Here is a 21996-nt window from a genome sequence, read left to right as displayed (position 1 = left end):
ATGTCCTTACGCGGAGACGAGGGGCGATGAGGCGCCATGGGCGCTGCGCGGCATGAGGCCGAGCAGGGCACGGGCTTCGGCCGGGCTGGCGATGGCGCGACCGGCGTTGCGCGCGCACTGGGCCAGGGCCTCGATCAGCTGACCGTTGCCGGTGGTGCGGGCACCGCCGGGCAGGTAGAAGGTGTCTTCCACGCCGGTGCGCAGCATGCCGCCGAGGTCGGCGGTGGCCTGGTGCACGGCCCAGATCTCTTCACGGCCGATCAGGGTGGTCTGCCAGATGGTGTCGGGTTCGCGGTACTTGACCAGCAGCTTGAGCAGGTCGGCGTCCACCGGCATGCCAGAGGCCACGCCCATCACGAAGTTGTATTCCAGGTGGTCGGTCATGCCGGCTTTCTTGTACATGCCCACCGAGCGCACGATGCCCACGTCAAAGCATTCGAACTCGGCGCGGGTGCCGGTCTCGTTCATCACGTCGAGCATGGCCTTGACCTTGTCGACCTGGTTGTCGAACAGCATCGGGGGCCAGGCCCATTCGCCGTTGTCCTTGATCTTCAGGTAGTTCAGGCTGCCGGCATTGCAGGCGGCGATCTCGGGGCGCACCGCGCGGATGCAGGCCACGGGGCCAGAGATGTCGGTGCCGACCACGCCAGTCGTCAGGTTGATGATGACGTCCGGGCAGGCCTCGCGGATGGCAGTGTCGATCTCGGCGGCCACAGCCGGGTCCCAGCTGGGGAAGCGCCCCATGCCGGGGGCTTGCTGGCGCAGGTGCACGTGCATGATGGATGCGCCCGCGTTGTAGGCCTCGCGCGCGGCGGCGGCCATTTCCTGGGCCGTGACGGGCACCGGGTGTTGCTTGGGGTCGGTCAGCACGCCGGTGAGCGCGCAGGTGAGAATGGCCTTGTCCATCATTGGTCCTTGGTGAGTTCGATGTCGATCAGCAGGGCCTTGGCCTGCACCTGTTCGCCCGGGACCGCATGCACGGCCTTGATCACGCCCGGGGCTTGCGCGGAAAGCCACATTTCCATCTTCATGGCCTCGATGCTCAGCAGCGGCTGGCCTTCGGTGACGGTGTCACCGGGCTTGACCAGCACCTGGGCCACCGTGCCGGCCACGGGCGAGAGGCCGCGGCTGGGGTCTTGGCCGCTGCCCTGGTTGGGCCAGGCCGAGACCTCGGTGAACATGTGGGTGGCCGCCTCGATCACGAGGTGCAGTTCTTCCCCGACCCACACGGCGCGGACGCGCTTTTGCACGCCGTCCAGTTCGTAGCGGCACCAGCCGGTGGCTTCGTCGTGGGAGAGCAGGCGCAGCGGTGTGGCGGGGGCCGTGGGCGTGGGGTGAACCAGGTAGGTGTGGCCCGTGCCGTGCTGCACGCGCAGGGCGCGCTTGTCGCTGCCGCAGGCCAGCGGCACGTCGTAGGCCAGTACGCTGGCAGCACGCAGGCCGGTGGCATGGCCTTCACGGTGCACGGCGTGCAGGGCCGCAGCCAACAGCCAGGCGGTGTCGGGGGCGGCAGGGCGCTGCAGCAGCGGCTCGCCATCGGTTTGCCACTGGTCGATCAGCGTGGTGGTCATGGTGCCGGCGCGGAAGCGCGGGTGGTCCACCAGGTCACGCAGGAAGCGGGCGTTGTGGTTGAGGCCCAGCAGCGGTGCGTCGTCCAGCGTGGCGATCAGGCGGCGGATCGCGTCGTCGCGGTCGCGGCCGTGCACGATGAGCTTGGCCACCATCGGGTCGTAGTGCGGGCTGACCTCGCCGCCTTCACGGATGCCGTCGTCGATGCGCACGCCGTCGTACAGCGCCTGCTCGGGGCGCCACCAGGCGATGCGGCCGGTCTGCGGGGCGAAGTTGGCGTAGGGGTCTTCGGTGTACAGACGCGCCTCGATGGCGTGGCCGCTCAGCGTGATCTGCTCCTGCGTGAGGGGCAGGGGCTGGCCCGAGGCCACGCGCAGTTGCCACTCCACCAGGTCCAGGCCCGAGATCATCTCGGTCACCGGGTGCTCGACCTGCAGGCGGGTGTTCATCTCCAGGAAGTAGTAGTTCAGGTCCTGGTCGACGATGTATTCGATGGTGCCAGCGCCGCAGTAGTGGATCGCCTTGGCGGCCAGCACCGCGTCGCGGCCCATGGCCTCGCGCATGGCGGGGCTCACCACGGGTGACGGAGACTCTTCGATCACTTTCTGGCGACGGCGTTGGGCCGTGCAGTCGCGCTCGCCGATGTAGACGGCGTTGCCGTGGCTGTCGGCGAAGACCTGGATCTCGATGTGGCGGCCGTCGAGGATCAGGCGCTCCAGCATCAGCGTGCCGTCGCCAAAGGCGCTCTGCGCTTCGCGGCGCGCGCTGACGATGGCCTGGGCCAGTTCGCTGTCCTGGTGGACCAGGCGCATGCCGCGCCCGCCGCCACCGCTGACAGCCTTGACCAGCAGCGGGTAGCCCAGGCGCTGGCCTTCGGCGATCAGGGTCTCGTCGTTCTGGTCGGCGCCCAGGTAGCCAGGGGCGGTGGGCACACCGGCCTTGATCATTTCCTGCTTGGCGCCGGCCTTGTCGCCCATCACGCGGATGGCTTCAGGCGAGGGGCCGATGAAGATGACGCCGGCGTCACGACAGGCCTGAGCGAAGGCAGCGTTCTCCGACAGGAAGCCGTAGCCGGGGTGGATGGCGTTGGCGCCGGTCTGGCGGCAGGCCGCCAGCAGCACGTCGGCCTTCAGATAGGACTCGGCCGCCGGGGCCGGGCCGATGCAGACGGCCTCGTCGGCCAGGTTGACGTGAGGGGCCTGGGCATCGGCTTCGCTGTAGACGGCCACCGTGCGGTAGCCCAGCTTGCGAGCGGTGCGGATGACACGGCAGGCGATTTCACCGCGGTTGGCAATCAGGATTTTGTGGATCATGGACTTCGAACCTCAGGCCGCAGGGGGTACCCAGTTGGGTTGGCGTTTCTGCATGAAGGCGCTGGTGCCTTCCTGGCCTTCTTCGCTGAGCACGGCGCGGGCGAACACCGCCGCCGCGTCGTCGATCAGGTACTCGGCCGAGGTGTGGCGGGCACGGGCCAGCAGCAGCTTGGTTTCGGTGATGGCCTTGGGGCCGCAGGCCAGGATGCGGCTCAGCGTGCGTTGCAGGGCGTCGGCCAGGCTGGCCTCGTCGGCATGCACCTCGTGCACCAGACGGATGGTCAGGGCCTCTTGCGCATCGACCTTGGCACCGGTCACCGAGAGGCGCTTGGCCTCGGCATAGCCCAGGCGTTCGACCAGGAAAGGGGCGATCTGCGCCGGCACGATGCCCAGCGAGGTCTCGGGCAGGCGGAAGCTCACGTTGTCGCGCGCCAAGGTGACGTCGGACACGCAGGCCAGGCCGAAGCCGCCACCCATCACGGTGCCTTCCAGCACGGTGACGATGGGCAGACTGGAGCGCGAGAACGCCAGACACAGCCGGCCGAATGCCGCGTTGACAGCTTCGATCGGGTTGCGCTCGTTGACCGCCTGTCCGGCGCTGAGTGCCGCCTGCTGCTGCGCCAGCTTCATGCGGGCCTGGGCCATGTCGCCGATGTCGCCACCGGCGCAGAAGTGGCCGCCCGCGCCGCGCAGCACCACCACACGGGCTTGTGGGTTGCTCTCGGCCTCGGTGAGGGCTGAGAGCAGCTCCTGCACCATGGTCATGGACATCGCGTTGCGCACCTCGGGCCGGTTCAGCGTGAGGGTGCAGACGCCTTGGTCCATCTGGACCTGAAGGGTGGTGTGGCTCATGGGGTGATCCTCAGCGGGCCTTCTTGGGCAGGGTGCCTTCGAGCTTGGCGATGATGCCCAGCATGATTTCGTCGGCGCCGCCGCCAATCGACACCAGGCGGCCGTCGCGGTAGGCGCGGGCCAGCGGGTTGTCCCAGGTGAAGCCCATGCCGCCCCAGTACTGCAGGCAGCTGTCGGTCACTTCGCGGGTCAGGCGGCCGCACTTGAGCTTGGCCATCGAGGCCAGGCGGGTCACGTCCTTGCCAGCCACATAGTCTTCGACCGCGCGGTAGGTCAGCGAGCGCAGCAGCTCGACCTCGGTGCGCAGCTCTGCCAGGCGGAAGTGGATGACCTGGTTGTGGATCAGCGGGGTGCCGAAGGTGCTGCGCTCCTTGCAGTATTCAATGGTCAGGTCGATCAGGCGGTCCATCATCAGCAGCGAGTTGGCAGCACCGTACAGGCGCTCTTCCTGGAACTGCAGCATCTGCATCATGAAGCCCGTGCCTTCGATGCCGATCAGGTTGCGCTTGGGCACCCGCACGTTGTCGAAGAAGAGCTGGGCGGTGTCCGACGAGCGCATGCCCAGCTTGTCGATCTTCTGACGCTCGATGCCCTTGGCGTCCATCGGCACGATGATCAGGGACTTGTTCTCGTGGACCTTGCCTTCGGATGTGTTGGCCAGCAAGCAGCACCAGTCGGCCTGCATGCCGTTGGTGATCCACATCTTGGAGCCGTTGATGACGTAGTCGTCGCCGTCCGACTTGGCCGTGGTCTTCAGGGCCGCCACGTCCGAGCCGCCGCCCACTTCACTCACGCCGATGCAGCCGACCATGTCACCGGCGATCGCCGGGGCCAGGTACTCGCGCTTGAGTTCATCGGAGCCGAAACGGTGCAGGGCCGGGGTGCACATGTCCGTCTGCACGCCGATGGCCAGTGGCACGCCGCCGCAGTTGGCCACGCCCAGCGCTTCCGAGGCCACCATCGAGTACGAGAAGTCCAGGCCCATGCCACCGTAGGCGGTGTCGTACTTGATGCCCAGCAGGCCCAGGTTGCCCAGCTTCTTGAAGACGTCGTGGGCGGGGAAGTGCCCGGCCTTTTCCCATTCGTCGGAATAGGGGTTGATCTCGTTTTCGACGAAGCGCTTGACGGTGTCGCTGAGGGCGAGGTGTTCGGCGGTGAATTGCATGAGCGGTCCTTGGAACGGCAGGTGGGGCAGACGGTGCAGAGGGGAGGGCGAGGCTGAACAGCGGGGCTTACAAACGGGCCACGCCGAAGGTGTTGGGGCGCAGCTGGCGCTGCTCGGCTTCGGCGGCCATGTCCAGGCACATGGACAGCACGCGGCGGGTGTCGCGTGGGTCGATCACGCCGTCGTCCCACAGGCGGGCGGTGCCGAACAGCACGCTGGCTTCGGCGTCCAGGCGCTTGCGGATCTCGCCGGACATGCCTTCGAGCATCGCGTCGTTGACGGGCATGCCGGCGCGTTCCATCTTGCCGCGCGTGACCAGCTCCATCACCTTGGCCGCCTGGGCGCCGCCCATCACGGCGGTGCGCGCCGAAGGCCAGCTGAAGATGAAGCGCGGATCAAAGCCACGGCCGCACATGCCGTAGTTGCCGGCGCCAAACGAGCCGTTGAGCACCACGGTGAACTTCGGCACGCGGGCATTGGCCACGGCCTGGATCATCTTGGAGCCATGCTTGATGGCGCCGGTGTGCTCGGCCGTCTTGCCGACCATGTAGCCGGTGGTGTTCTGCAGGAACAGCAGCGGGGTGCCCGACTGGTCGCACAACTGGATGAACTGCGCCGCCTTGGTCGAGCCGCTGGGCTGGATCGGGCCGTTGTTGCCCAGGATGCCGACCAGGTGGCCGTTGATGCGGGCGTGGCCGCACAGGGTTTCGTGCCCGTACTCGGCCTTGAATTCGAGGAAGTCGGAGCCATCGACGATGCGGGCGATGACCTCGCGGGTGTCGAAGGGCTCGCGGTCGTCGGCCGGGATGCAGCCGAGCAGCTCCTGCTCGTCGTACAGCGGGGCGACCACGTCGGCGCGCGGCGCGGTGGCGGCATCCCATTTCAATTTGTCGACCAGGTCGCGGGTCAGCGCGATGGCGTGGGCGTCGTTGTCGGTCAGGTACTCACCCAGGCCGGTCACGCTGGCGTGCATTTCGGCGCCGCCCAGTTCCTCGTCGGTGGCGTCTTCCCCGATGGCGGCCTTGACCAGCGGCGGGCCGGCCAGGTAGATGCTGGAGCGACCTTTGACCAGCACGACATAGTCGGACAGGCCGGGCAGGTAGGCGCCACCGGCGGTGGACGAGCCGTGCACGACCGCGATCTGCGGGATGCCCATGGCCGACATGCGGGCCTGGTTGGCGAAGCTGCGCCCGCCTTCCACGAAGATCTCGGCCTGGTACATCAGGTTGGCGCCGCCGCTCTCGACCAGGCAGATCAGGGGCAGCTTGTTTTCGCGGGCGATTTCCTGCGCGCGCAGGCCCTTCTTGAGGCCCATCGGCGAGACGGTGCCGCCTTTGAGGGCCGAATCGCTGGCGGTGATCAGGCAGCGCTTGCCCGCCACGATGCCCACGCCGATGATGGTGCCGCCGCCGAGGACGGACTTCTTGCCGTCGTCGTCGTGCATGCCCAGGCCGGCCAGGGTGCTGAATTCGAGGAAGGGCGAGCCGCGGTCGAGCAGGCGGGCCACGCGTTCACGCGGCAGCAACTGCCCGCGCTTGTCGAACTTGGCGCGCTTGTCGGCCGAGCCGTCACGCACCTGGGCTTCCAGGGCGCGGACCTGATCCAGGCGCTCCGTCATGCGGTTGACGTTGGCCTGGTAAGAGGGGGACTTGGTGTTGAGGGCAGATCGCAGGGCGGGCATCTTGAGACCAGTCAGGAGAAGACAGGTCCACTGTAGAGTTGCTTGACGTTAACGTCAATCAAATGCTAACTAGGTAAACTACCTAGCCATGGGCCGCAGGGGCGTCGCTACCCTTGCAAGGCCCTGGCCATCCGTTCAGGATGAGGGTGTGCGTCCCGGCCCGTTACCATGGCGTCCGGAAAAATGAAGTGGGGTGTTCTTGTCGTGGTGGGTCCTGTGAAAGCCAAAGCTGAAAATGCATCGACGTCCGAGCTCGCGCAGCGCGAAGCAGGCCTGCCGCCGTCGTGGGCGTTTGACGATGAGGACGACAGCAGTGCCGATGCCCTGATGGGCATTGCCGAGGTGTGCGAGCTCTACAAGGTCTCGCCCCGGGCGCTGCGCTTTTACGAGACCAAGGGCCTGTTGGCGCCCCGGCGCATCAATGGCACGCGGGTCTACAACAAGGTCGACCGGGCGCGCCTGACCCGCATCCTGCGGGCCAAGTCGCTGGGCACACCGCTGGCCGAGATCAAGCATTACCTCGACATGTACGGGCAGCGCGGCGAAGGCCGCATCCAGCAGCTGAGCTACGTGATCGAAAAGACCGATGCCGCCATTGCCGAGCTGGAAGCCAAGCGCGCGCAGATCGATGCGGCCTTGGCCGAATTGCGGGTCATCAATGCCCGCAGCCGCCAGACCCTGGCCGAGAAGAAGCACGAGGACGGCACGCCCTGATAGGACGGCCGGCGGCGCCGGCACGGCTGCACACGCCGATGCGCTCAGTGCGTCACGGCGAACATCTGCCAGCGACGGGCGTTGCGCGCCCGGGCTTCGCCCAGGGCCGAGGCGGCTTCGGCCTGCAGTTGGCGCAGGGACTCGGTGGCATCCGAGTAAGCGGCCATGCCCACGGAAATGTCCACGCCCACCTCGTCGCCACTGGGCAGCAGCAGCGGGGCGGCCACCGCGTGGGTGATGCGCCGCGCCAGCCCTTCAGCGGCCTCGTGCCCGCCGTGGCGCATCAGCACCCCGAAGCGCTCTGGCCCCAGGCGCGCCAGCACATCGCCCAGGCGCACCTGCTGAACCAGTCGCTGCGCCGTCTCGCGCAAGGCGGTGTCGGCCGCGTCCACGCCGAAGCCCTCGCGGATGACACCCAGCCCGTCGAGCTCCAGTTCCAGCAAGGTGAAGGGCTCGCCGGTGCGCATCGCGTGGGCCAGCTCTACCTCCAGGATCGCCTGAAAGTGCGCGGCGGGGCGCAGGCCGGTGAGCGTGTCCACTTCGGCCAGCTGCGCCAGCTCGCGCAGGCGCCGCCCGCTTTGCAAGGTGCGTGAAGCGATCAGGGCCAGGTCCTGCAGGCTCTGGCGCTGCGCATCCGTCCAGCTGGGCCAGGCCTGGGTGTCGAGCAAAACCAGGGTGCCCAGGGCCAGGCCCTGTTCGTCGCACAGGGCTGCACCGGCATACAGGCGCAGACCGGCTTCGCCTTGCACCAGCGGGTGCGTGGCGTAACGCGGGTCGGCGCTCAGGTCTTCGATGACCCAGGGGGCCTGCGGGGCCGCCAGCAGCGGGTTGCACAGCGATTCATGGCGCGCCAGCTCCGACACATCCACCCCCACGCGGGCCACGAAGACCTGGTGATCGGCCTGCATCAGGCTGATCACGGCGGCGGGCACCCCGAAGGCCTGGGCCGCCACGCGCACCAGCGCGTCCAGCGTCGGGTCGGGCGTGCCGGCTGAGTGCGCCAGCGCGGCCACGGCCTGCAGGCGTTGTGCTTCGTTGTCAGGGATGGGGTAGCTCGGCATGGGGCCTCCGGGGCGGCGTCAGCGGGGTTCCCTCAGCTTATCGGCGTTTGGCAGCGCAACCCAAGCCCTGAATTCGGGTGGCCTCAGGCCTTTTTCAGGAACTCCGACTTCAGCGACATGCTGCCGATGCCGTCGATCTTGCAGTCCACATCGTGGTCACCGCCCACCAGGCGGATGCTCTTGACCTTGGTGCCCTTCTTGAGCACCAGCGAGGAGCCCTTGACCTTGAGGTCCTTGATCAGGATGACGCTGTCGCCATCGGCCAGCGGGGTGCCGTGGGCGTCGGTGATGACCGCGTCGGCTTCGCCTTCCTCAGCCTGGGCGGCCATCGGCCATTCGTGGGCGCAGTCGGGGCAGACGTAGTTGTCACCGTCCTGGTAGGTGTTCTCCATGGCGCAAAGGGGGCAGGCGGGGATGGTGGACATGGTGAATTCCTCTCGCAAAGCGGTGCAAAACCCCGATTGTCGCAGGGGCATGCCGAGGCGCTCGCCTTTACACTGCCGCCATGCCCTTTGCTTCCCTTGGTTTGACCTCTCCCCTGGTGCGCGTTGCCGCCGATCAGGGCTTCGTGCACCCCACACCCATCCAGACGGCCGCCATCCCGGCCATCCTCCAGGGGCGGGATGTACTCGGCTTGGCGCAGACCGGCTCGGGCAAGACCGCGGCCTTTGTGCTGCCGCTGCTGCAGCAGGTGCTGGGCGCGCGTCGCAGCACGCCGCGCCGCCTGCTGGTGCTGATCCTGGTGCCCACGCGCGAGTTGGCCGATCAGGTCGGTGAGGTGACCCGCGAGCTGGCCCACGGCCTGGGCGCGCCCGTCAAGGTGGTCACCGCGTTTGGCGGCGTCTCGATCAACCCGCAGATGATGGCCCTGCGCGGCGGCGCCGACATCGTCGTGGCCACACCGGGGCGCTTGCTCGACCTGGTCCAGCACAACGCGCTGCATCTGGGCGACGTGGCGGCCCTGGTGCTCGACGAGGCCGACCGCCTGCTCGACCTGGGCTTTGCCGATGAACTGGCCGAGATCCTGAACCAGCTGCCGCCGCGGCGCCAGAGCCTGTTCTTCTCGGCCACCTTTGCCGACGAGGTGCAGGCCCTGGCCTCGGCTTTGCTGCACGACCCGCTGCGCATCGAGGTGCCGGCTGAACCCGAGACCCGTCCGGACATCACCCAGCGCGCCATCGAGGTCGATGCCCCCCAGCGCGCCCAACTGCTCAAGCACCTGATCCAGACCAGTGACTGGGGCGCCACCTCGCGCGTGCTGGTGTTCGCTGCCACCAAGTACGCCACCGAGTTGGTTGCGCACAAGCTGCACCGCGCGGGCATCCATGCCGCGGCCTTCCATGGTGACCTGAGTCAGGGCGCACGCCGCGCCGTGCTCGACGCCTTCAAGGCCAGCGAGCTGCAGGTGGTCGTGGCCACCGACGTGGCCGCGCGCGGCATCGACATTGCTGGCCTGCCGGTGGTGGTCAACTTCGACCTGCCCCGCTCGCCCGACGACTACATCCATCGCATCGGCCGAACCGGCCGGGCGGGTGCCAGCGGTCTGGCCATCAGCTTCATCACGCCCGAGGCGGAGTCGCATTTCCGCCTGATTGAAAAGCGCCAAGGCCAGCGCGTGCCGCGTGAGCGCCTGGCGGGCTTCGAGCCCTCGGCCCCGGCGTCTGCTGATGGCAGCGTCGCGGACGGCCATCAGGGTACGAAAGGGCTGGACCCGAACGGCGGCATCAAGGGCAAGCGCAAGAGCAAGAAGGACAAGCTGCGCGAGGCGGCGTGTCGTTGAGCTTGGTTGACCTCTGTGTCAAACGGAGGTGGGCGGCTTGGTGGTGCGCAGTCTGGCTGGTGACGTTCTGGCCTGGTCTGGCGGTGGCCCAGGATCGCATCGTCGAGCGCATGTGGCAATTGGATCCGAGCGGTCAGCTGACCGTGGAGGAGGCGGCGTCCGGCCGCTGGCAAGCCGCACCGGCCATCTTGTCGCTGGGATACCGTCCCGATACCCTCTGGATGCGCTTGAAAGTGCGTGTGACGCACCCTGGTGAGACGCTGGTGCTGCGCACCCGCCCCAGTTACCTCGATCACATTCGGGTATACCTGCCCGATCCCCAGCATCCCGGGCGCTGGCAAACGCGCGACACCGGCGACACCCTGCCGTTCGCCACGCGCGATCGGGCTTCTGCAGCGCTGGCGGTGGTGTGGGAGGCCCCGCAGTCCGGGGATCACGTGCTGTACATGCGGGTCCGCACCAGCAGCACGTTGATGCTCCATGTGCAGGCCCTCGATTCTCGGGCGGCCCAATTCCAGGACGCGCGTCTGGATCGGGTGATGATGTTTCACCTCAGCATCATGCTGTGCATGGGCTTGTGGACATGGCTTGATTACACCTTGAGCCGTCACGTGGTCAACCTGTGGTTCATTGCGGCCCAGTTCAACGCGGTGGTGTTCGCGCTGTCCTTGCAAGGCTATATGGCAGCCTTGCTGCCCGATGCATGGTCCGTGGCGGGCAACGAGTTCACCAGTGTCAGCGTGTGCCTGTCGACCATGCTCTCCCTCGGGTTTTATCGCGCGGCCTTGATGGGCAACCAACCGTCCGCCGCGTCACGGCATGCCGTGACCCTGGTGATGCTCTGGTTCCCGGTTCAGTTGGCGCTGATGTGGTTGGGGGAAACCCGTTGGGCCGTATACAGCAATGCCCTGGCCGCCTTGCTGCTGGCGTTGCCCTTGCTGATCTGGATGGTGAGCACTTCGCGTCGCGATGGTTTGCTCACGCGGCGGGCGTGGTGGGTGGCCTGTGGCGCCTACGCCCTCTTGACGGCCTATGCCATGCTGCCTGTGCTGGGGTGGCGCGGTGCCGATGACGCCAACCTGCAGACGTCCCTGTACTTCGGCCTGAGCAGTGCCATGTTGATGTTGGCGGTTTTGGTGACGCACTCGCGGCGCGCGCGCGCCGCATCACGCGAGGACCGGCTCAGGCTGTCGCTGCTGACCCAGCGATTGACCCTGGAGCAACAACAGCGTGCGGACCAGCAGCAGTTTCTGGACATGTTGGGCCATGAACTCAAGACGCCGCTGATGACCATCCGCCTGGCCAGCAATGCCTTGCGTCGAGGTACGGCAGGGTCTGACGACGGCAAAGTGCTGCAACGCATCGCTCGCATTGAAGCCTCGGTCGAGGCCATGAACCAGGTGCTGGAGCGGGTCATGGAGGCCAACCGGCTGGGTGACAGCAGCCTGCCGATCAGTGAGCAGGGCTTCGCCATCGGCGCCCTGCTCGAGTCCGTGCACGATGCCATGGCAGAGCCCGATCGCTTGCACCGCCACGGTGACACGATGCTGCAGGTGCGGACCGATCCCGACCTGTTGCGCGTGATTGTGGGCAACCTGCTGGACAACGCCTGCAAGTACTCGCCGCCTGAGAGCCCGGTCAGCGTCGCGGTGCAGTCCGATGCCCGTTCGTGGCGCCTGACCGTGCGGAATCAGGTGGGGCCGACCGGTGCGCCGGATCCGGATCGGGTCTTCCGCAAGTACCACCGCGCGGAGGAAGCCAAGGGCTTGCCCGGCGCCGGGCTGGGCCTGTGGCTGGGGCACAATCTGGCACAGCATTTGGGCGGTTCGCTCGAAGTCAGAACCGTCAAGGACCATGTGGAGTTCAGTCTGTGCCTGCCTCTGACAGCCTCTCCCTGACACACAGCCTGCATGTGCTGGTGGTGGAGGATCACGCGCCTTTGCTGGAAGAGCTCGTGGACCATCTGCAAAGCCTGGGGCATCAGGTGATCGGCCTGGACTCACCTCTGGAGATCGACCGGCTGATCCTGCAGACACCGATTGAGCTCATCGTGCTCGATCTCAATCTGCCCTTCGAGGATGGGCTGTCCGTGGCCCGACGCCTGCGTACCGCCCGACCGGACATCGGCATCATTGCCTTGTCGGGCCGCATCCGGGGCGAGCAACGGGTCGAGGCTTATGCCGATGGCGTGGACATCTTCCTGGCCAAGCCTGCCTTGCCCGATGAGCTCGCGGCGGCCATCCAGAGTCTCGCGCGGCGCTTGCGTCGCAGTCAGCAAGATGTCTGGCGTCTGCAGCCGCAGCGCAATCAGCTGCTCAGCCCCTCGGGACAATGTCTTGCCCTGACCGGAGGGGAGGTCGGGCTGTTACGCGCCATGGCCATGGCGCCCGACCGCGTGCTGGACTCGGCGGACATCGAGAGTCTGGACATCCGCAGCAAGCGTGGCCTGGAGTCTTCGATCAGCCGCCTGCGTGTCAAGCTGAGCCCTTTGACGCAGGGGGAGCCGTGCATCAAGGTGCTCTGGGGGCGGGGCTATCAGTTGCTGTTGAAGGTGGCCATCGAGTCGGCGTGAATGGCGATGTGAGGTGAAACGCACAGTTGTGGCGGCACCCGAAGTGGCGCACTCGGTCTTGCGAGACTTTGCGAGATTTGCGCGATAGGCGCTGTCTATATTGCGACCATCCCTGACTGTGATGGACCCGTACCCCGATGTCTTGCCGCTTTCCGAGTCGCCTCTTGACGCGGCGCCTGCCTTTCGCCTGCCTGGTGCTGGCTTCCGTCACTCCCCTCGTTCACGCTGATGCTGTCACGCCCGACGCCGGGCAGTTGCTCAACCAGCAGCAGCGTGCCGGCTCCTCGCCGCTCACGCCGCCCAAGGAACGAGCCCCGGCGGTCACGGCCCCGGCCGATGCCGCACCGTCGAACGGGGCCTCGTCGCAGGAGTTGCGTGCCCGCATCCAGCAGGTGCGATTTTCGGGCGCGGTCACCCTGGTGCCGGAAGCGGACCTGCAGTCTGCGGTGCAGTCGGCGCTCGGACGCGAACTGACGCATGCCCAGTTGCAGCAACTCGCGGAGCGTGTCACCCAGTACCTGCGCGAGCGTGGCTATGTGGTGGCCAGAGCGTACCTGCCGCGCCAGGACCTTACCGATGGCGTGCTGACCATCGAGGTGCTGGACGGTCGCCTTCAGTCCAGCGGCGAGCGCATCGTCCTGCAGGCCGACACCCGCATCGATCCGTCCCGGCTGAAGGCGGTGGCGGAGACGGCGCTGCCCCGCGGCGAGGCCCTGCGTCAGAAAGACCTGGAACGTGCGGTCCTGTTGATGAACGATGTTCCCGGGGTGAGTGCCCGTGCCATGATCGAACGGGGTGAAGAGCCAGGCACTAGCCGTCTCGCGGTGTCGGCGACTCAGGCACCATTGCAGCAGGTGACGCTGATCGGGGACAACTTCGGCAGCCGCAGCACGGGGGTGCCCCGCCTGACCAGCCAGTTGCGTCTGCTGGACCCGACGGGGCGCGGCGACGCACTCCTGTTTTCCGTGACGCTCAGCGAGAACACCCAGGCTTTGGCGGCGAGTTACAGCACGCCCCTGCACCCCAATGGTCTGCAGGCCAGCGTGTCGGCCACCCACCTGATTTACGAAGTGGGTGGCGCCTTGGCCCCACTGGAGCTGGAGGGCAGCGCCACCACGGCCGCGTTGGGTTTGAGCTACCCCATCGTCCGCACGCGTGACCGCAATCTGTATGCCCAGGCGCTGCTGGAGTACAAGGGGCTGACAGACGATGCCTTGGGCACCAACCTCCGCGAGCGACGCTTGAACAACCTCACCTTGGGGGTGTCGGGTAATGCCACCGATGCGGTGCTCGGCGGCGGTGTGACCACGGCCAGCCTCAACGCGACGGCGGGGGACGTCAGCCTCAACGGCAACATGGCGAACAAACTGGCCGATGCCAAGAGCGCCGGCACGCAGGGCGGTTTCACCAAGCTGGCCTTCAACCTCAACCGCTTCCAGAACCTGGGCATCAGCGAAGACTGGATTGCTTTCCTGGGCCTGTCGGGGCAGTGGAGTGGTGACAACCTGGACTCCGCCGAGAAGTTCATCCTCGGCGGCCCGAATGGTGTGCGGGCCTACCCCATCGGTGAAGCCGCGGGGGATCGGGGCCTGCTGGCCACACTGGAACTGCGCCGCAAGGTGGCGATGCCCTGGGTGGACCAGGCGCAACTGTTGCTGTTCATCGATGCGGGTCGTGTGGCGCTCAATGCCCAACCCTGGGCAGGCTCGGTGCCGACGGCCACCGAACGCAACAGCTACACCCTCAAGGGCTGGGGCGTGGGTTTGAACCTGGCCAAGGACAAATGGGCCGTGCAAAGCGCCGTGGCCGCCCGCATCGGCAGCAACCCGGGTCGTGCCGCCGATGGCAGCGATGCCGATGGCCGGGAGAGCGATGTGCGCGCCTGGCTGCAAGCCACCCGCCGTTTTGACTGAGTCACCCTTGCGAGCCTGGACATGAAAACCGCTTCCCTGAACCACGTCTATCGCCTCGTCTGGAACGAGGTCACCCAATCCTTCATCGCCGTCTGTGAGCACACCCGTGCCCGCGGCAAGCGCAGTCGTGCCGGGAACCTGGCGGCCGTGGCGATCGTGTTCGCTGGGGGGCTGCAGGGCGCTCACGCGCAACAGGCTCCACCGGTCAACGCCTTGCCGAGCCAGGGGCAGATCGCGGCCGGGCAAGGGCAGATCCAGCAGGGGCTGAACCAGACCACCATTCAGCAACAGAGCAACCGCCTGGTCATCAACTGGGACAGCTTCAATGTGGGGGCGGATGCCCGGGTGCAATTTCTGCAGCCAGGGCGTGGCAGCATCGCACTGAACCGTGTCACCGGCGGATCGGTGTCGAGCATCTTCGGGCAGGTGGCCGCCAATGGTCAGGTCTGGCTGCTCAACCCTGCTGGCATCGTGTTCGGCCAGGGCGCGCGCGTGGATGTGGGGGGACTGGTGGCGTCCTCCTTGTCGCTGAGCGACGCGGACTTCCTGTCCGGGCGCTTCGCCCTCCAGGGGAACTCGGGTGGGGCGGTGCTGAACCAGGGGCGCATCACGTCACAGGGGGGCTATATCGCCTTGTTGGCGCCCCAAGTGCGCAATACCGGCACCTTGCAGGCGCCACAGGGTCATGTGGCCTTGGCGGCGGGCGAGGCCGTCACCTTGAGCCTGGGCAGCGATGATCTGCTGGGCGTGCGTGTGGACCGTGCCGCCGTGGGCGCCTTGGTTCAGCACCAGGGGCACATCCAGGCCGATGGCGGGGTGGTCACCTTGACCGCCCGTGGCGCGAATGCGCTGATGAGCGAGGTCATCAACACCAGCGGCGTCATTGAGGCGCGCGGCCTGAGCGCCCAGGGCGGGCGCATCGTGCTCGATGGGGGGAATGAAGCCGGTAGCGTGGTGGCCAGTGGCACGCTGGACGCCTCGGCGGCGCAAGGCCCTGGCGGCGAGATCAGCATCACCGGGCAGCACATCCGGCTGCAGGGGGCGACTTCGCTGGACGTCTCCGGCCGTGACGGCGGTGGCCGCATCCATGTGGGGGGTGGCTATCAGGGCAAGGATGAACGCTTTGCGAATGCCACGTCCTTGCGAGTGGACGAAGGTGTGCGCGTGAATGCGCGTGCGCAGCAAAGCGGTGACGGCGGCCGCGCGATCTTCTGGTCAGATGACCGCACAGCCTTTGCCGGTCAGATCGACATCCGTGGCGGCGATGTGGCGGGCGACGGGGGCTTGGCCGAAGTGTCGGGCAAGCAGCACCTGGTGTACCAAGGGCGCACGAATGCGCTCGCCCAGCATGGCAAGACCGGGGATCTGCTGCTTGACCCGGCCACGATCTCCATCCAGGTGGGCAGTGCGACCGGGAACATCGATGGCGACACCGTGACGGTGGCAGACCTGGAGGCACAGAACGCCAACGTGCTGCTGCAGGCCACGGGCAATGTCACCTTTGGTGACCTGTCGCTCAATGGCGGCGATGGCAAGTTGAGCATGGCCAACAATGTCAGTCTGCGCGTTGAGGCAGGGACCAGTAACAACGGCAGTATCAGTTTTGCCAACCCTGCCAACACCGTTGAGGTGTTTGGGTCAGGCAGCATCATGATGGTGGCAGGCTCCACGGGGACGGGCTATCTGACCAATATTGGGAATCTGATTGCCCATGGGGCGGGCAGCAATCCGGGGACCTTGCCCGCGCACAATGTCAGCTCCGTGGGCAGTGGCGCGCCGGGTGCTGGATCGGTCACCCTGTTTGCCGCCGATGGCTTGACGATCGCAGGGTCGATCACCACCAATGGCGGCTACGTCCGCTTGTGGGGTGACTCTGACGATGCCAGTGGCGGTGGGCTGACCTTGTCCTCGCCGATCACCACCAATGGCGGCAATCTGTACGTGTCGACCGGCACCAGTGCTGTCAATCTCAACAGCAACATGACGCTGGGCGCCGGTCGCATCTTCTTCAAGGCGGATGGTAGCTACACGTCCGGCACCAAAGTGCTGGGCGGCACCTTGTCAGCCAGCGGCGATGTGGACATCAACACGGCCTTCCAGATGAACGCGGGCGCCAGCATCCTCACCGATGGCGTGATCCGCCTAGCGTCAACCGTCGACCTGAACACCGGGACAGGGGTGTTGACGTTGCGCGGCTCGGCCATTGATTTCACGGGCGCCACCTTGAATAACCTGAGCACGGCCTCCATGCGCCTGGAGCCGGCCGACGCCAGTGTCAACATGGTGCTGGGCGATGCCAGTGGCTTTGCCTCGGCATCGACCTTGGCTGCGCTACCTGGCATCCGCAACCTGACCATCGGGCGCGAAGACGGCACGGGCACCATCAGCGTTCCGGCCGGAGGGTTTTCGTTCGACGCCAATGGCACGCTGGAGTTGGTCAACCGTACCGTCGACATCGGTGCCGCATTGACCAACACCCATGGCAATGTGACGATCACGAGTGACAACATCAACATCGCTCAGATCGTGACCGCCAACGGTGGCGCCGGCAAGGTGACCTTGCGTCAGCAAACGGCGGCCAACGAGCTGCACCTGGGCAGTGGTCTGAGCAACAGCTCCGTGGGGAAGATCAACGCCGCGATCCTGGCGGTGGGGCGCGCCGACGGTGGCAATCTGGTATTCGACAGCGATATCAGCACCACGGCCACTTCCGTGCACCTGCTCAGCGGCAACCGCGTGGAAGGCGTCAACGGTGGCGTGTCCGCCAGCAATCTGGCCGTGACGGCGGGCGGTGGTGCCACCGTCAGTGACAGTGCGTTCAACTTCACCACCCTGGCCGCCAGCCTGGGGGGAAGCGCGGACAGCAGCATCACCAGCAGCAGCGCGGACTGGGGGCTGGGCACCGTGGACGGCCTGAGCGGTCTGGTGCGTCAGGCGGGTGCCACGGGCGCCGCAACCCTGACGGCGAGCAACACGCTCTTGTTGAACGCGCCGATCAATTTCAACAACACCGCCACCACGCTGAATCTGCGGGCCGAGACGCTCAACGCCAGCGCTGCCACGGTGAGCAACCAGGCGCAGGCCACGGTGACGATGGACCGATCTGGCGCAGGTACCTTGACCGTGGGTGGCACAGGCGGCGCCATTCAGCAGGCGTCCTTGGCGCGTTTCAACAACGTCAGCAATCTGGTCATCGGCAACACCGCTCGAGACCTGTCCGTGGTGGGGGCGGTCAGCGTGGGGGTGGGCAACCAAGTGACCTTGCAGGGGCAGACGGTCGCTGGCATCAGCGGTAGCAATACCCTGACCGCCACGGCAGGCTCGATGAAGGTGGCCGCGGCCCAGGGTGGGCTGAGCCTGGATGCTGCGGTCAGCGCGGCTGCTGGCACCTTGATGCTGACCGACGGCGATGGCTCGGGCATCAGTGGCAGCGGCACCTTGACCGCGAGCCAATTGGCCGTGCGCACAGTCGGTGTGGCCGATCTCGACAGCAGCGCGCACCAGGTTGCCACGCTTGCAGCGGATGTCGGCAGCTTGACGTTCCGCAATGGTCGCGCCTTGACCGTGGGGAGTGTCGATGGCCTTGTTGGCGTGACCGCTTCCGACACGGTGGATGTACGCACCAGTGGCGCCACGAGCGACCTCACCTTGAATCAGGTGGTGTCGGCGGGCAACACCAGCAACGCCGCAGTGGGCATCATGTTGGCCAGCAGCCGCAATTTCATCAACACCGCAGGCAGCAATGCCTTGCAGGTGGCCACCGGGGATTGGCGTGTGTACTCCACGTCACCCTTGGCGGATTCGCGCGGTGGGCTGAGTCCGGACTTCAAGCAGTACAACGCCACCACGGCCAGCACTGTGCTGGGCAGCGGCAACGGCTTCCTGTACAGCGTGGCACCCAGCGTGGCGGCGGGCCTGACGGGCGTCGCCAGCAAGACCTACGATGCCAGCACCGCGGCCAGCCTGACGGCGGGGAACTTCACGCTGAGCGGGGCCATTGACGGTGACACCGTGGGGCTGAACCTGTCGGGCATGACCGCCAGCTACAACAACAAGAACGTCGGGACAGGCAAGACCGTCATGGCCGATGGCCTGGCTTTGGCGGGCGCCACCCAGGGCGTGGTCGCGGTGTATGGCTATCAGCTGGCCAGCACCAGCATCAGTGGCGCGATTGGCACCATCACGCAGCGCAGCATTGCGGTGAGCGATCTGACTGCGGCCAGCAAGGTGTACGACGGCAACACCACCGCCAGCCTGGGCCTGGGGGGCGCTGTTCTTTCGGGTGACGTGGTGTCATTGGCGGGGACCGGGTTGTTCGACACCAAGAACGTGGGGACGGCCAAAAACGTCGCGCTCAGTGGTTTGAGCCTGTCAGGTGCCGATGCCAGCAACTACCAGTTGGCGGCAACTTCGGGCACCCTCAGTGCTGACATCACGCCCAAGGCCTTGACCGTGGGCACGGCCACGGTGCTGGACAAGGTGTACGACGGCGGCACGGTGGCGACCGTGAGTACGGTGGCTCTGACCGGCGTGGTCAGCGGTGACGATGTGGGCACCAGTGCCACCGGCGCGTTCGATACCAGGAACGTGGGCACGGGCAAGACCGTGACGGTCAGTGGCGTGAGCCTGACGGGCAGCGATGCGGGCAATTACACGGTGTCGAGCACGACGACGAGTGGCGCGGCCAACATCACCCCCAAGATCTTGACGGTGGACGGGGCGACCGTGCTCGACAAGACCTTCGACGGTACCTTGTCCGCCCAGGTGGCCGGCATCGCCTTGGGTGGCATTGTCGGTGGCGATGCGGTGTCGGCCACAGGCAGTGGTCTGTTCACCGATCTGAGTGTCGGCAAGGACAAGCTGGTGCAGGTGAGCAGCCTCGCGCTCGATGGTGTGGACGCTGGCAATTACCAGTTGGCCGCGGCCACCACCGAGGGCCGCGCCGACATCAATCCGGCGCCCAGTGCGCCGGGCGTTACGGCACTGCTGATCACCGACGGCGGTGGCAATGGCACCTCGTCTGGCGCACAGGATGTCGGTGGCAACACCGGCGGTGCCGTCGGGGATCTCTCGTCCGCCTTGAGTTCTTCTGTGCCGGTCAGCATCAGCGTCTCGGATGCCGCGTTCGCTGGCGGCGGCGCGGCCTCTGCGAACGTGGGGGGCATCGACGCCGCGGCGGTGCTGGAAATGGGCTCCTTGCTGAGCCATCAAGGCACGGCCAGCTTGCTCCTGGTGGGCCAAGGCAGTCAGCCAGCGGTCACGACCGTGGTGCCGCTCTACCGAGCGGACGCCGACCGCGGCAATGCCTTGCAGACGCTGGGTCAGTATGTGGTGACCGACGCGGGGGATCGGGTGGCGCTGGCATCGACAGGCGCGGCATCCTCGCCACGGCCCGGTATGACGCAGTCGGTGACGCGTGCGACACAATCGAGCATGCCGCTGGGTAACGGTCAGAGTGCGGTGATCCGCGTGTCATTGCTGGCCGACGGCACGCTGGTCATTGCCCTGCCTCTCGATGTCGTCGGCATCTCTGCGGAAACCGTGTCCGCTTACGGCTTGGCGCTGGCCAAGTTGGACCTGGGCGTTTCCTTGCGTCAGGTGAGGGCGGTGGTCCTGACGCCCGATGCTTCGGCCTCGGTTGAGGAGAAGAAGGCGCAAATCTGAGCCCCAGTTGTCAGCTGGATGCGGGCGTGTGTCTTCAAGGACCAGCACGGCCCAGGCACCTCACATTCGTGTGGTGAGCGGGGCCCCGGCGTTGTGAGGCGTGCAGGGGGTGTGGTGGGCCAGCCTCAGGCCGCCACCCCGAACAGGGCGCCGACCCCGGCCGTCAAGGCCATGGCCAAAGCGCCCCAGAAGGTCACCCGCCAGGCGGCCATTCCCATCGGTGCCCCGCCAGCGCGGCCGGCCAAGGCGCCCAGCAGCGCCAGGAACAGCAGCGAGCTGCCTGCCACCGCCCACAGGATGGTCGCCGCCGGGGCCAGAAGCACGACCAGCAGCGGCAAGACCGCGCCCATGGCAAAGGTGGCGGCCGAGGCCAGGGCGGCTTGCACCGGGCGCGCGGCCAGCGTGTCGGAGATGCCCAGTTCGTCCCGGGCGTGCGCGCCCAGGGCGTCGTGGCGCATCAGCTGCGTCGCCACCTGGGTGGCCAGGGCCGGCTCCAGGCCGCGCTGGACGTAAATGGTCGTCAGTTCGGCGTGTTCGTGCTCAGGGTCCGTGGCCAGCTCCTCCCGTTCGCGCGCCAGGTCGGCCTGCTCGGTGTCGGACTGTGAGCTGACCGACACATACTCCCCGGCCGCCATCGACATGGCGCCTGCCACCAGGCCTGCCACGCCTGCGACCAGGATGGCTGGCTGGTCGGCGCCGGCCGCCGCCACCCCGAGCACCAGGCTCGCGGTGGAGACGATACCGTCGTTGGCCCCCAGCACGGCGGCGCGCAGCCAGCCCACGCGGTGGGTTCGGTGTCGTTCGAGGTGTCGCATGGGGCTGTCCTTCGTGGATGGGAGCGGTCTCGGCCGGTGGGGGCGTGCCCCGGCAGGGCTTGATTGTGCGCCGCCCTCACTCGACCGACATCGCCCGCCACACGATGTTGAAGAACGCGTCGAACTGCTCGATCAGCGGACGCCGCTCGCCGCGCACGATGTGCATCAGGACCACCCGTCCGATGATGCCCATGAACACGTCCAGCAGCACCTTGGAGGACACGGTGTTGTTGAGCACCCCCCGCGCCTGCCCGTCTTTCAGCACGCCGCGAAACGCCCCCATCAGCTCCGGGCTTTCATAAATGCCGATCTGGTTGTGGCGTGACACCGGCACCGCGGTGAACAGCAGCAGGATCACGGCCGGGTGCTTGTCCATGTAGTCCAGCGTCACCCAGCAGGTCTTGCGCAGGCGCTCGCGCACGTTGTCGATGCCCTGCAGGTGGTCGAGCATGCGCTCGGCCAGGCGGCCCAGCATCACGTCGAGCATCGCGTACACCAGCACCTCCTTGCTGCCGAAGTACTTGTAGATCGTCTGCAGGGACACATGGGCCGTGCGCGCCACGTCGATCAGGCTGACCTCATGGAAGTCGCGCTGGGAGAACAGGCTCAACACCGCCTTTTCGATGCGCTGCAGCGTGTCGGTGCGCATGGTGGCGAGCATGGCGCGGCGCTCCTCGTGGGTGCGCGGCGGCGGAGCGCTGGGGGTGCTGGCGGGCATGGGAATCCGGCTTTCCAAGTTGGTAATTCATCTTACCAAATGAGCGATCGTTCGCCGAATCAGGCCCAATCCTCTTGCCTTGCGACGCCGCCTTGATCAACATGGGTCATCTGCCGCAGACGCGATGCCCAAAGGCATTCCATGCGACAAGGCGACAAAATCTGTCGTCCAGGATGTCT

Annotated in this window: 15 protein-coding genes; 6 read left to right on the top strand and 9 right to left on the bottom strand. The window is 66.8% G+C overall.

Annotation, left to right across the window (positions count from 1 at the left end):
- Positions 1-6: 6 nt before the first annotated feature.
- The 5 genes from RBT42_RS05305 to RBT42_RS05285 all read right to left on the bottom strand — a co-directional run bounded on the left by RBT42_RS05305 (position 7) and on the right by RBT42_RS05285 (position 6580).
- Positions 7-909, bottom strand: a complete 903-nt coding sequence (locus RBT42_RS05305) for a 3-keto-5-aminohexanoate cleavage protein (protein WP_320362831.1) — start codon at positions 907-909, stop codon at positions 7-9.
- Complete coding sequence (locus RBT42_RS05300; RefSeq protein ID WP_320362830.1) at positions 906-2882, bottom strand: acetyl/propionyl/methylcrotonyl-CoA carboxylase subunit alpha; 1977 nt, start codon at positions 2880-2882, stop codon at positions 906-908. The genes RBT42_RS05305 and RBT42_RS05300 overlap by 4 nt, the downstream gene beginning before the upstream one ends.
- Before the next feature lie 12 nt (positions 2883-2894).
- Positions 2895-3734, bottom strand: a complete 840-nt coding sequence (locus RBT42_RS05295; protein ID WP_320362829.1) for an enoyl-CoA hydratase/isomerase family protein — start codon at positions 3732-3734, stop codon at positions 2895-2897.
- A gap of 10 nt (positions 3735-3744) precedes the next feature.
- Positions 3745-4899, bottom strand: a complete 1155-nt coding sequence (locus RBT42_RS05290; protein WP_320362828.1) for an acyl-CoA dehydrogenase family protein — start codon at positions 4897-4899, stop codon at positions 3745-3747.
- Positions 4900-4966: 67 nt separating this feature from the next.
- Entirely contained in the window at positions 4967-6580 is a 1614-nt protein-coding gene (locus tag RBT42_RS05285) for an acyl-CoA carboxylase subunit beta (RefSeq protein ID WP_320362827.1), read from the bottom strand.
- A 216-nt stretch (positions 6581-6796) separates the two neighbouring features.
- Between RBT42_RS05285 and RBT42_RS05280 the strand changes: the two genes are divergently transcribed.
- Complete coding sequence (locus RBT42_RS05280) at positions 6797-7294, top strand: MerR family DNA-binding transcriptional regulator (protein ID WP_320362826.1); 498 nt, start codon at positions 6797-6799, stop codon at positions 7292-7294.
- A 44-nt stretch (positions 7295-7338) separates the two neighbouring features.
- Here RBT42_RS05280 and RBT42_RS05275 read toward each other — a convergent pair whose 3' ends face one another.
- Together RBT42_RS05275 and RBT42_RS05270 are read right to left on the bottom strand one after the other, a co-directional pair.
- Positions 7339-8355, bottom strand: coding sequence for a sensor domain-containing diguanylate cyclase (locus RBT42_RS05275; protein ID WP_320362825.1), 1017 nt, complete (start codon positions 8353-8355; stop codon positions 7339-7341).
- Positions 8356-8438: 83 nt separating this feature from the next.
- On the bottom strand, positions 8439-8780 hold the full coding sequence (locus RBT42_RS05270; protein WP_320362824.1) for a zinc ribbon domain-containing protein YjdM: 342 nt from the start codon (positions 8778-8780) through the stop codon (positions 8439-8441).
- Between the two features lie 80 nt (positions 8781-8860).
- Here RBT42_RS05270 and RBT42_RS05265 point away from each other — a divergent pair, with 80 nt between their 5' ends.
- From RBT42_RS05265 to RBT42_RS05245, 5 genes are all read left to right on the top strand, one after another.
- Entirely contained in the window at positions 8861-10135 is a 1275-nt protein-coding gene (locus RBT42_RS05265) for a DEAD/DEAH box helicase (protein ID WP_320362823.1), read from the top strand.
- A gap of 59 nt (positions 10136-10194) precedes the next feature.
- Positions 10195-12033, top strand: a complete 1839-nt coding sequence (locus RBT42_RS05260) for a 7TM-DISM domain-containing protein (RefSeq protein ID WP_320362822.1) — start codon at positions 10195-10197, stop codon at positions 12031-12033.
- A complete protein-coding gene (locus RBT42_RS05255; RefSeq protein ID WP_320362821.1) occupies positions 12006-12707 on the top strand; it encodes a response regulator transcription factor in 702 nt (233 codons plus the stop codon). Before RBT42_RS05260 ends, RBT42_RS05255 begins: the two co-directional genes overlap by 28 nt.
- 137 nt (positions 12708-12844) lie before the next feature.
- Positions 12845-14620: a ShlB/FhaC/HecB family hemolysin secretion/activation protein gene (locus tag RBT42_RS05250; protein WP_320362820.1), complete on the top strand. Its 1776-nt coding sequence runs from the start codon at positions 12845-12847 to the stop codon at positions 14618-14620.
- A 21-nt stretch (positions 14621-14641) separates the two neighbouring features.
- Positions 14642-20284, top strand: coding sequence for a YDG domain-containing protein (locus tag RBT42_RS05245; protein WP_320362819.1), 5643 nt, complete (start codon positions 14642-14644; stop codon positions 20282-20284).
- Between the two features lie 125 nt (positions 20285-20409).
- Here RBT42_RS05245 and RBT42_RS05240 read toward each other — a convergent pair whose 3' ends face one another.
- Complete coding sequence (locus RBT42_RS05240; RefSeq protein WP_320362818.1) at positions 20410-21099, bottom strand: VIT family protein; 690 nt, start codon at positions 21097-21099, stop codon at positions 20410-20412.
- 76 nt (positions 21100-21175) lie between these two features.
- The gene (locus tag RBT42_RS05235) at positions 21176-21817 is read right to left on the bottom strand and encodes a TetR/AcrR family transcriptional regulator (protein WP_320362817.1); all 642 of its coding nucleotides are present in this window, start codon (positions 21815-21817) and stop codon (positions 21176-21178) included.
- Positions 21818-21996: the final 179 nt, after the last annotated feature.

Source organism: Aquabacterium sp., assembly GCF_034003525.1.
In the GTDB taxonomy this organism is placed as follows: domain Bacteria; phylum Pseudomonadota; class Gammaproteobacteria; order Burkholderiales; family Burkholderiaceae_C; genus Aquabacterium.
The sequence above is the reverse complement of the archived record's forward strand: the minus strand, read 5'-3'. Positions and strand labels throughout refer to the sequence as shown.

Excerpts from the sequence above, each read along its gene's own strand:
- RBT42_RS05235 (WP_320362817.1), bottom strand. The coding sequence starts at position 21,817 with ATGCCCGCCAGCACCCCCAGCGCTCCGCCGCCGCGCACCCACGAGGAG.
- RBT42_RS05305 (WP_320362831.1), bottom strand. The coding sequence starts at position 909 with ATGATGGACAAGGCCATTCTCACCTGCGCGCTCACCGGCGTGCTGACC.
- RBT42_RS05270 (WP_320362824.1), bottom strand. The coding sequence starts at position 8,780 with ATGTCCACCATCCCCGCCTGCCCCCTTTGCGCCATGGAGAACACCTAC.
- RBT42_RS05265 (WP_320362823.1), top strand. The coding sequence starts at position 8,861 with ATGCCCTTTGCTTCCCTTGGTTTGACCTCTCCCCTGGTGCGCGTTGCC.
- RBT42_RS05290 (WP_320362828.1), bottom strand. The coding sequence starts at position 4,899 with ATGCAATTCACCGCCGAACACCTCGCCCTCAGCGACACCGTCAAGCGC.
- RBT42_RS05285 (WP_320362827.1), bottom strand. The coding sequence starts at position 6,580 with ATGCCCGCCCTGCGATCTGCCCTCAACACCAAGTCCCCCTCTTACCAG.
- RBT42_RS05240 (WP_320362818.1), bottom strand. The coding sequence starts at position 21,099 with ATGCGACACCTCGAACGACACCGAACCCACCGCGTGGGCTGGCTGCGC.
- RBT42_RS05250 (WP_320362820.1), top strand. The coding sequence starts at position 12,845 with ATGTCTTGCCGCTTTCCGAGTCGCCTCTTGACGCGGCGCCTGCCTTTC.
- RBT42_RS05300 (WP_320362830.1), bottom strand. The coding sequence starts at position 2,882 with ATGATCCACAAAATCCTGATTGCCAACCGCGGTGAAATCGCCTGCCGT.
- RBT42_RS05245 (WP_320362819.1), top strand. The coding sequence starts at position 14,642 with ATGAAAACCGCTTCCCTGAACCACGTCTATCGCCTCGTCTGGAACGAG.
- RBT42_RS05275 (WP_320362825.1), bottom strand. The coding sequence starts at position 8,355 with ATGCCGAGCTACCCCATCCCTGACAACGAAGCACAACGCCTGCAGGCC.
- RBT42_RS05295 (WP_320362829.1), bottom strand. The coding sequence starts at position 3,734 with ATGAGCCACACCACCCTTCAGGTCCAGATGGACCAAGGCGTCTGCACC.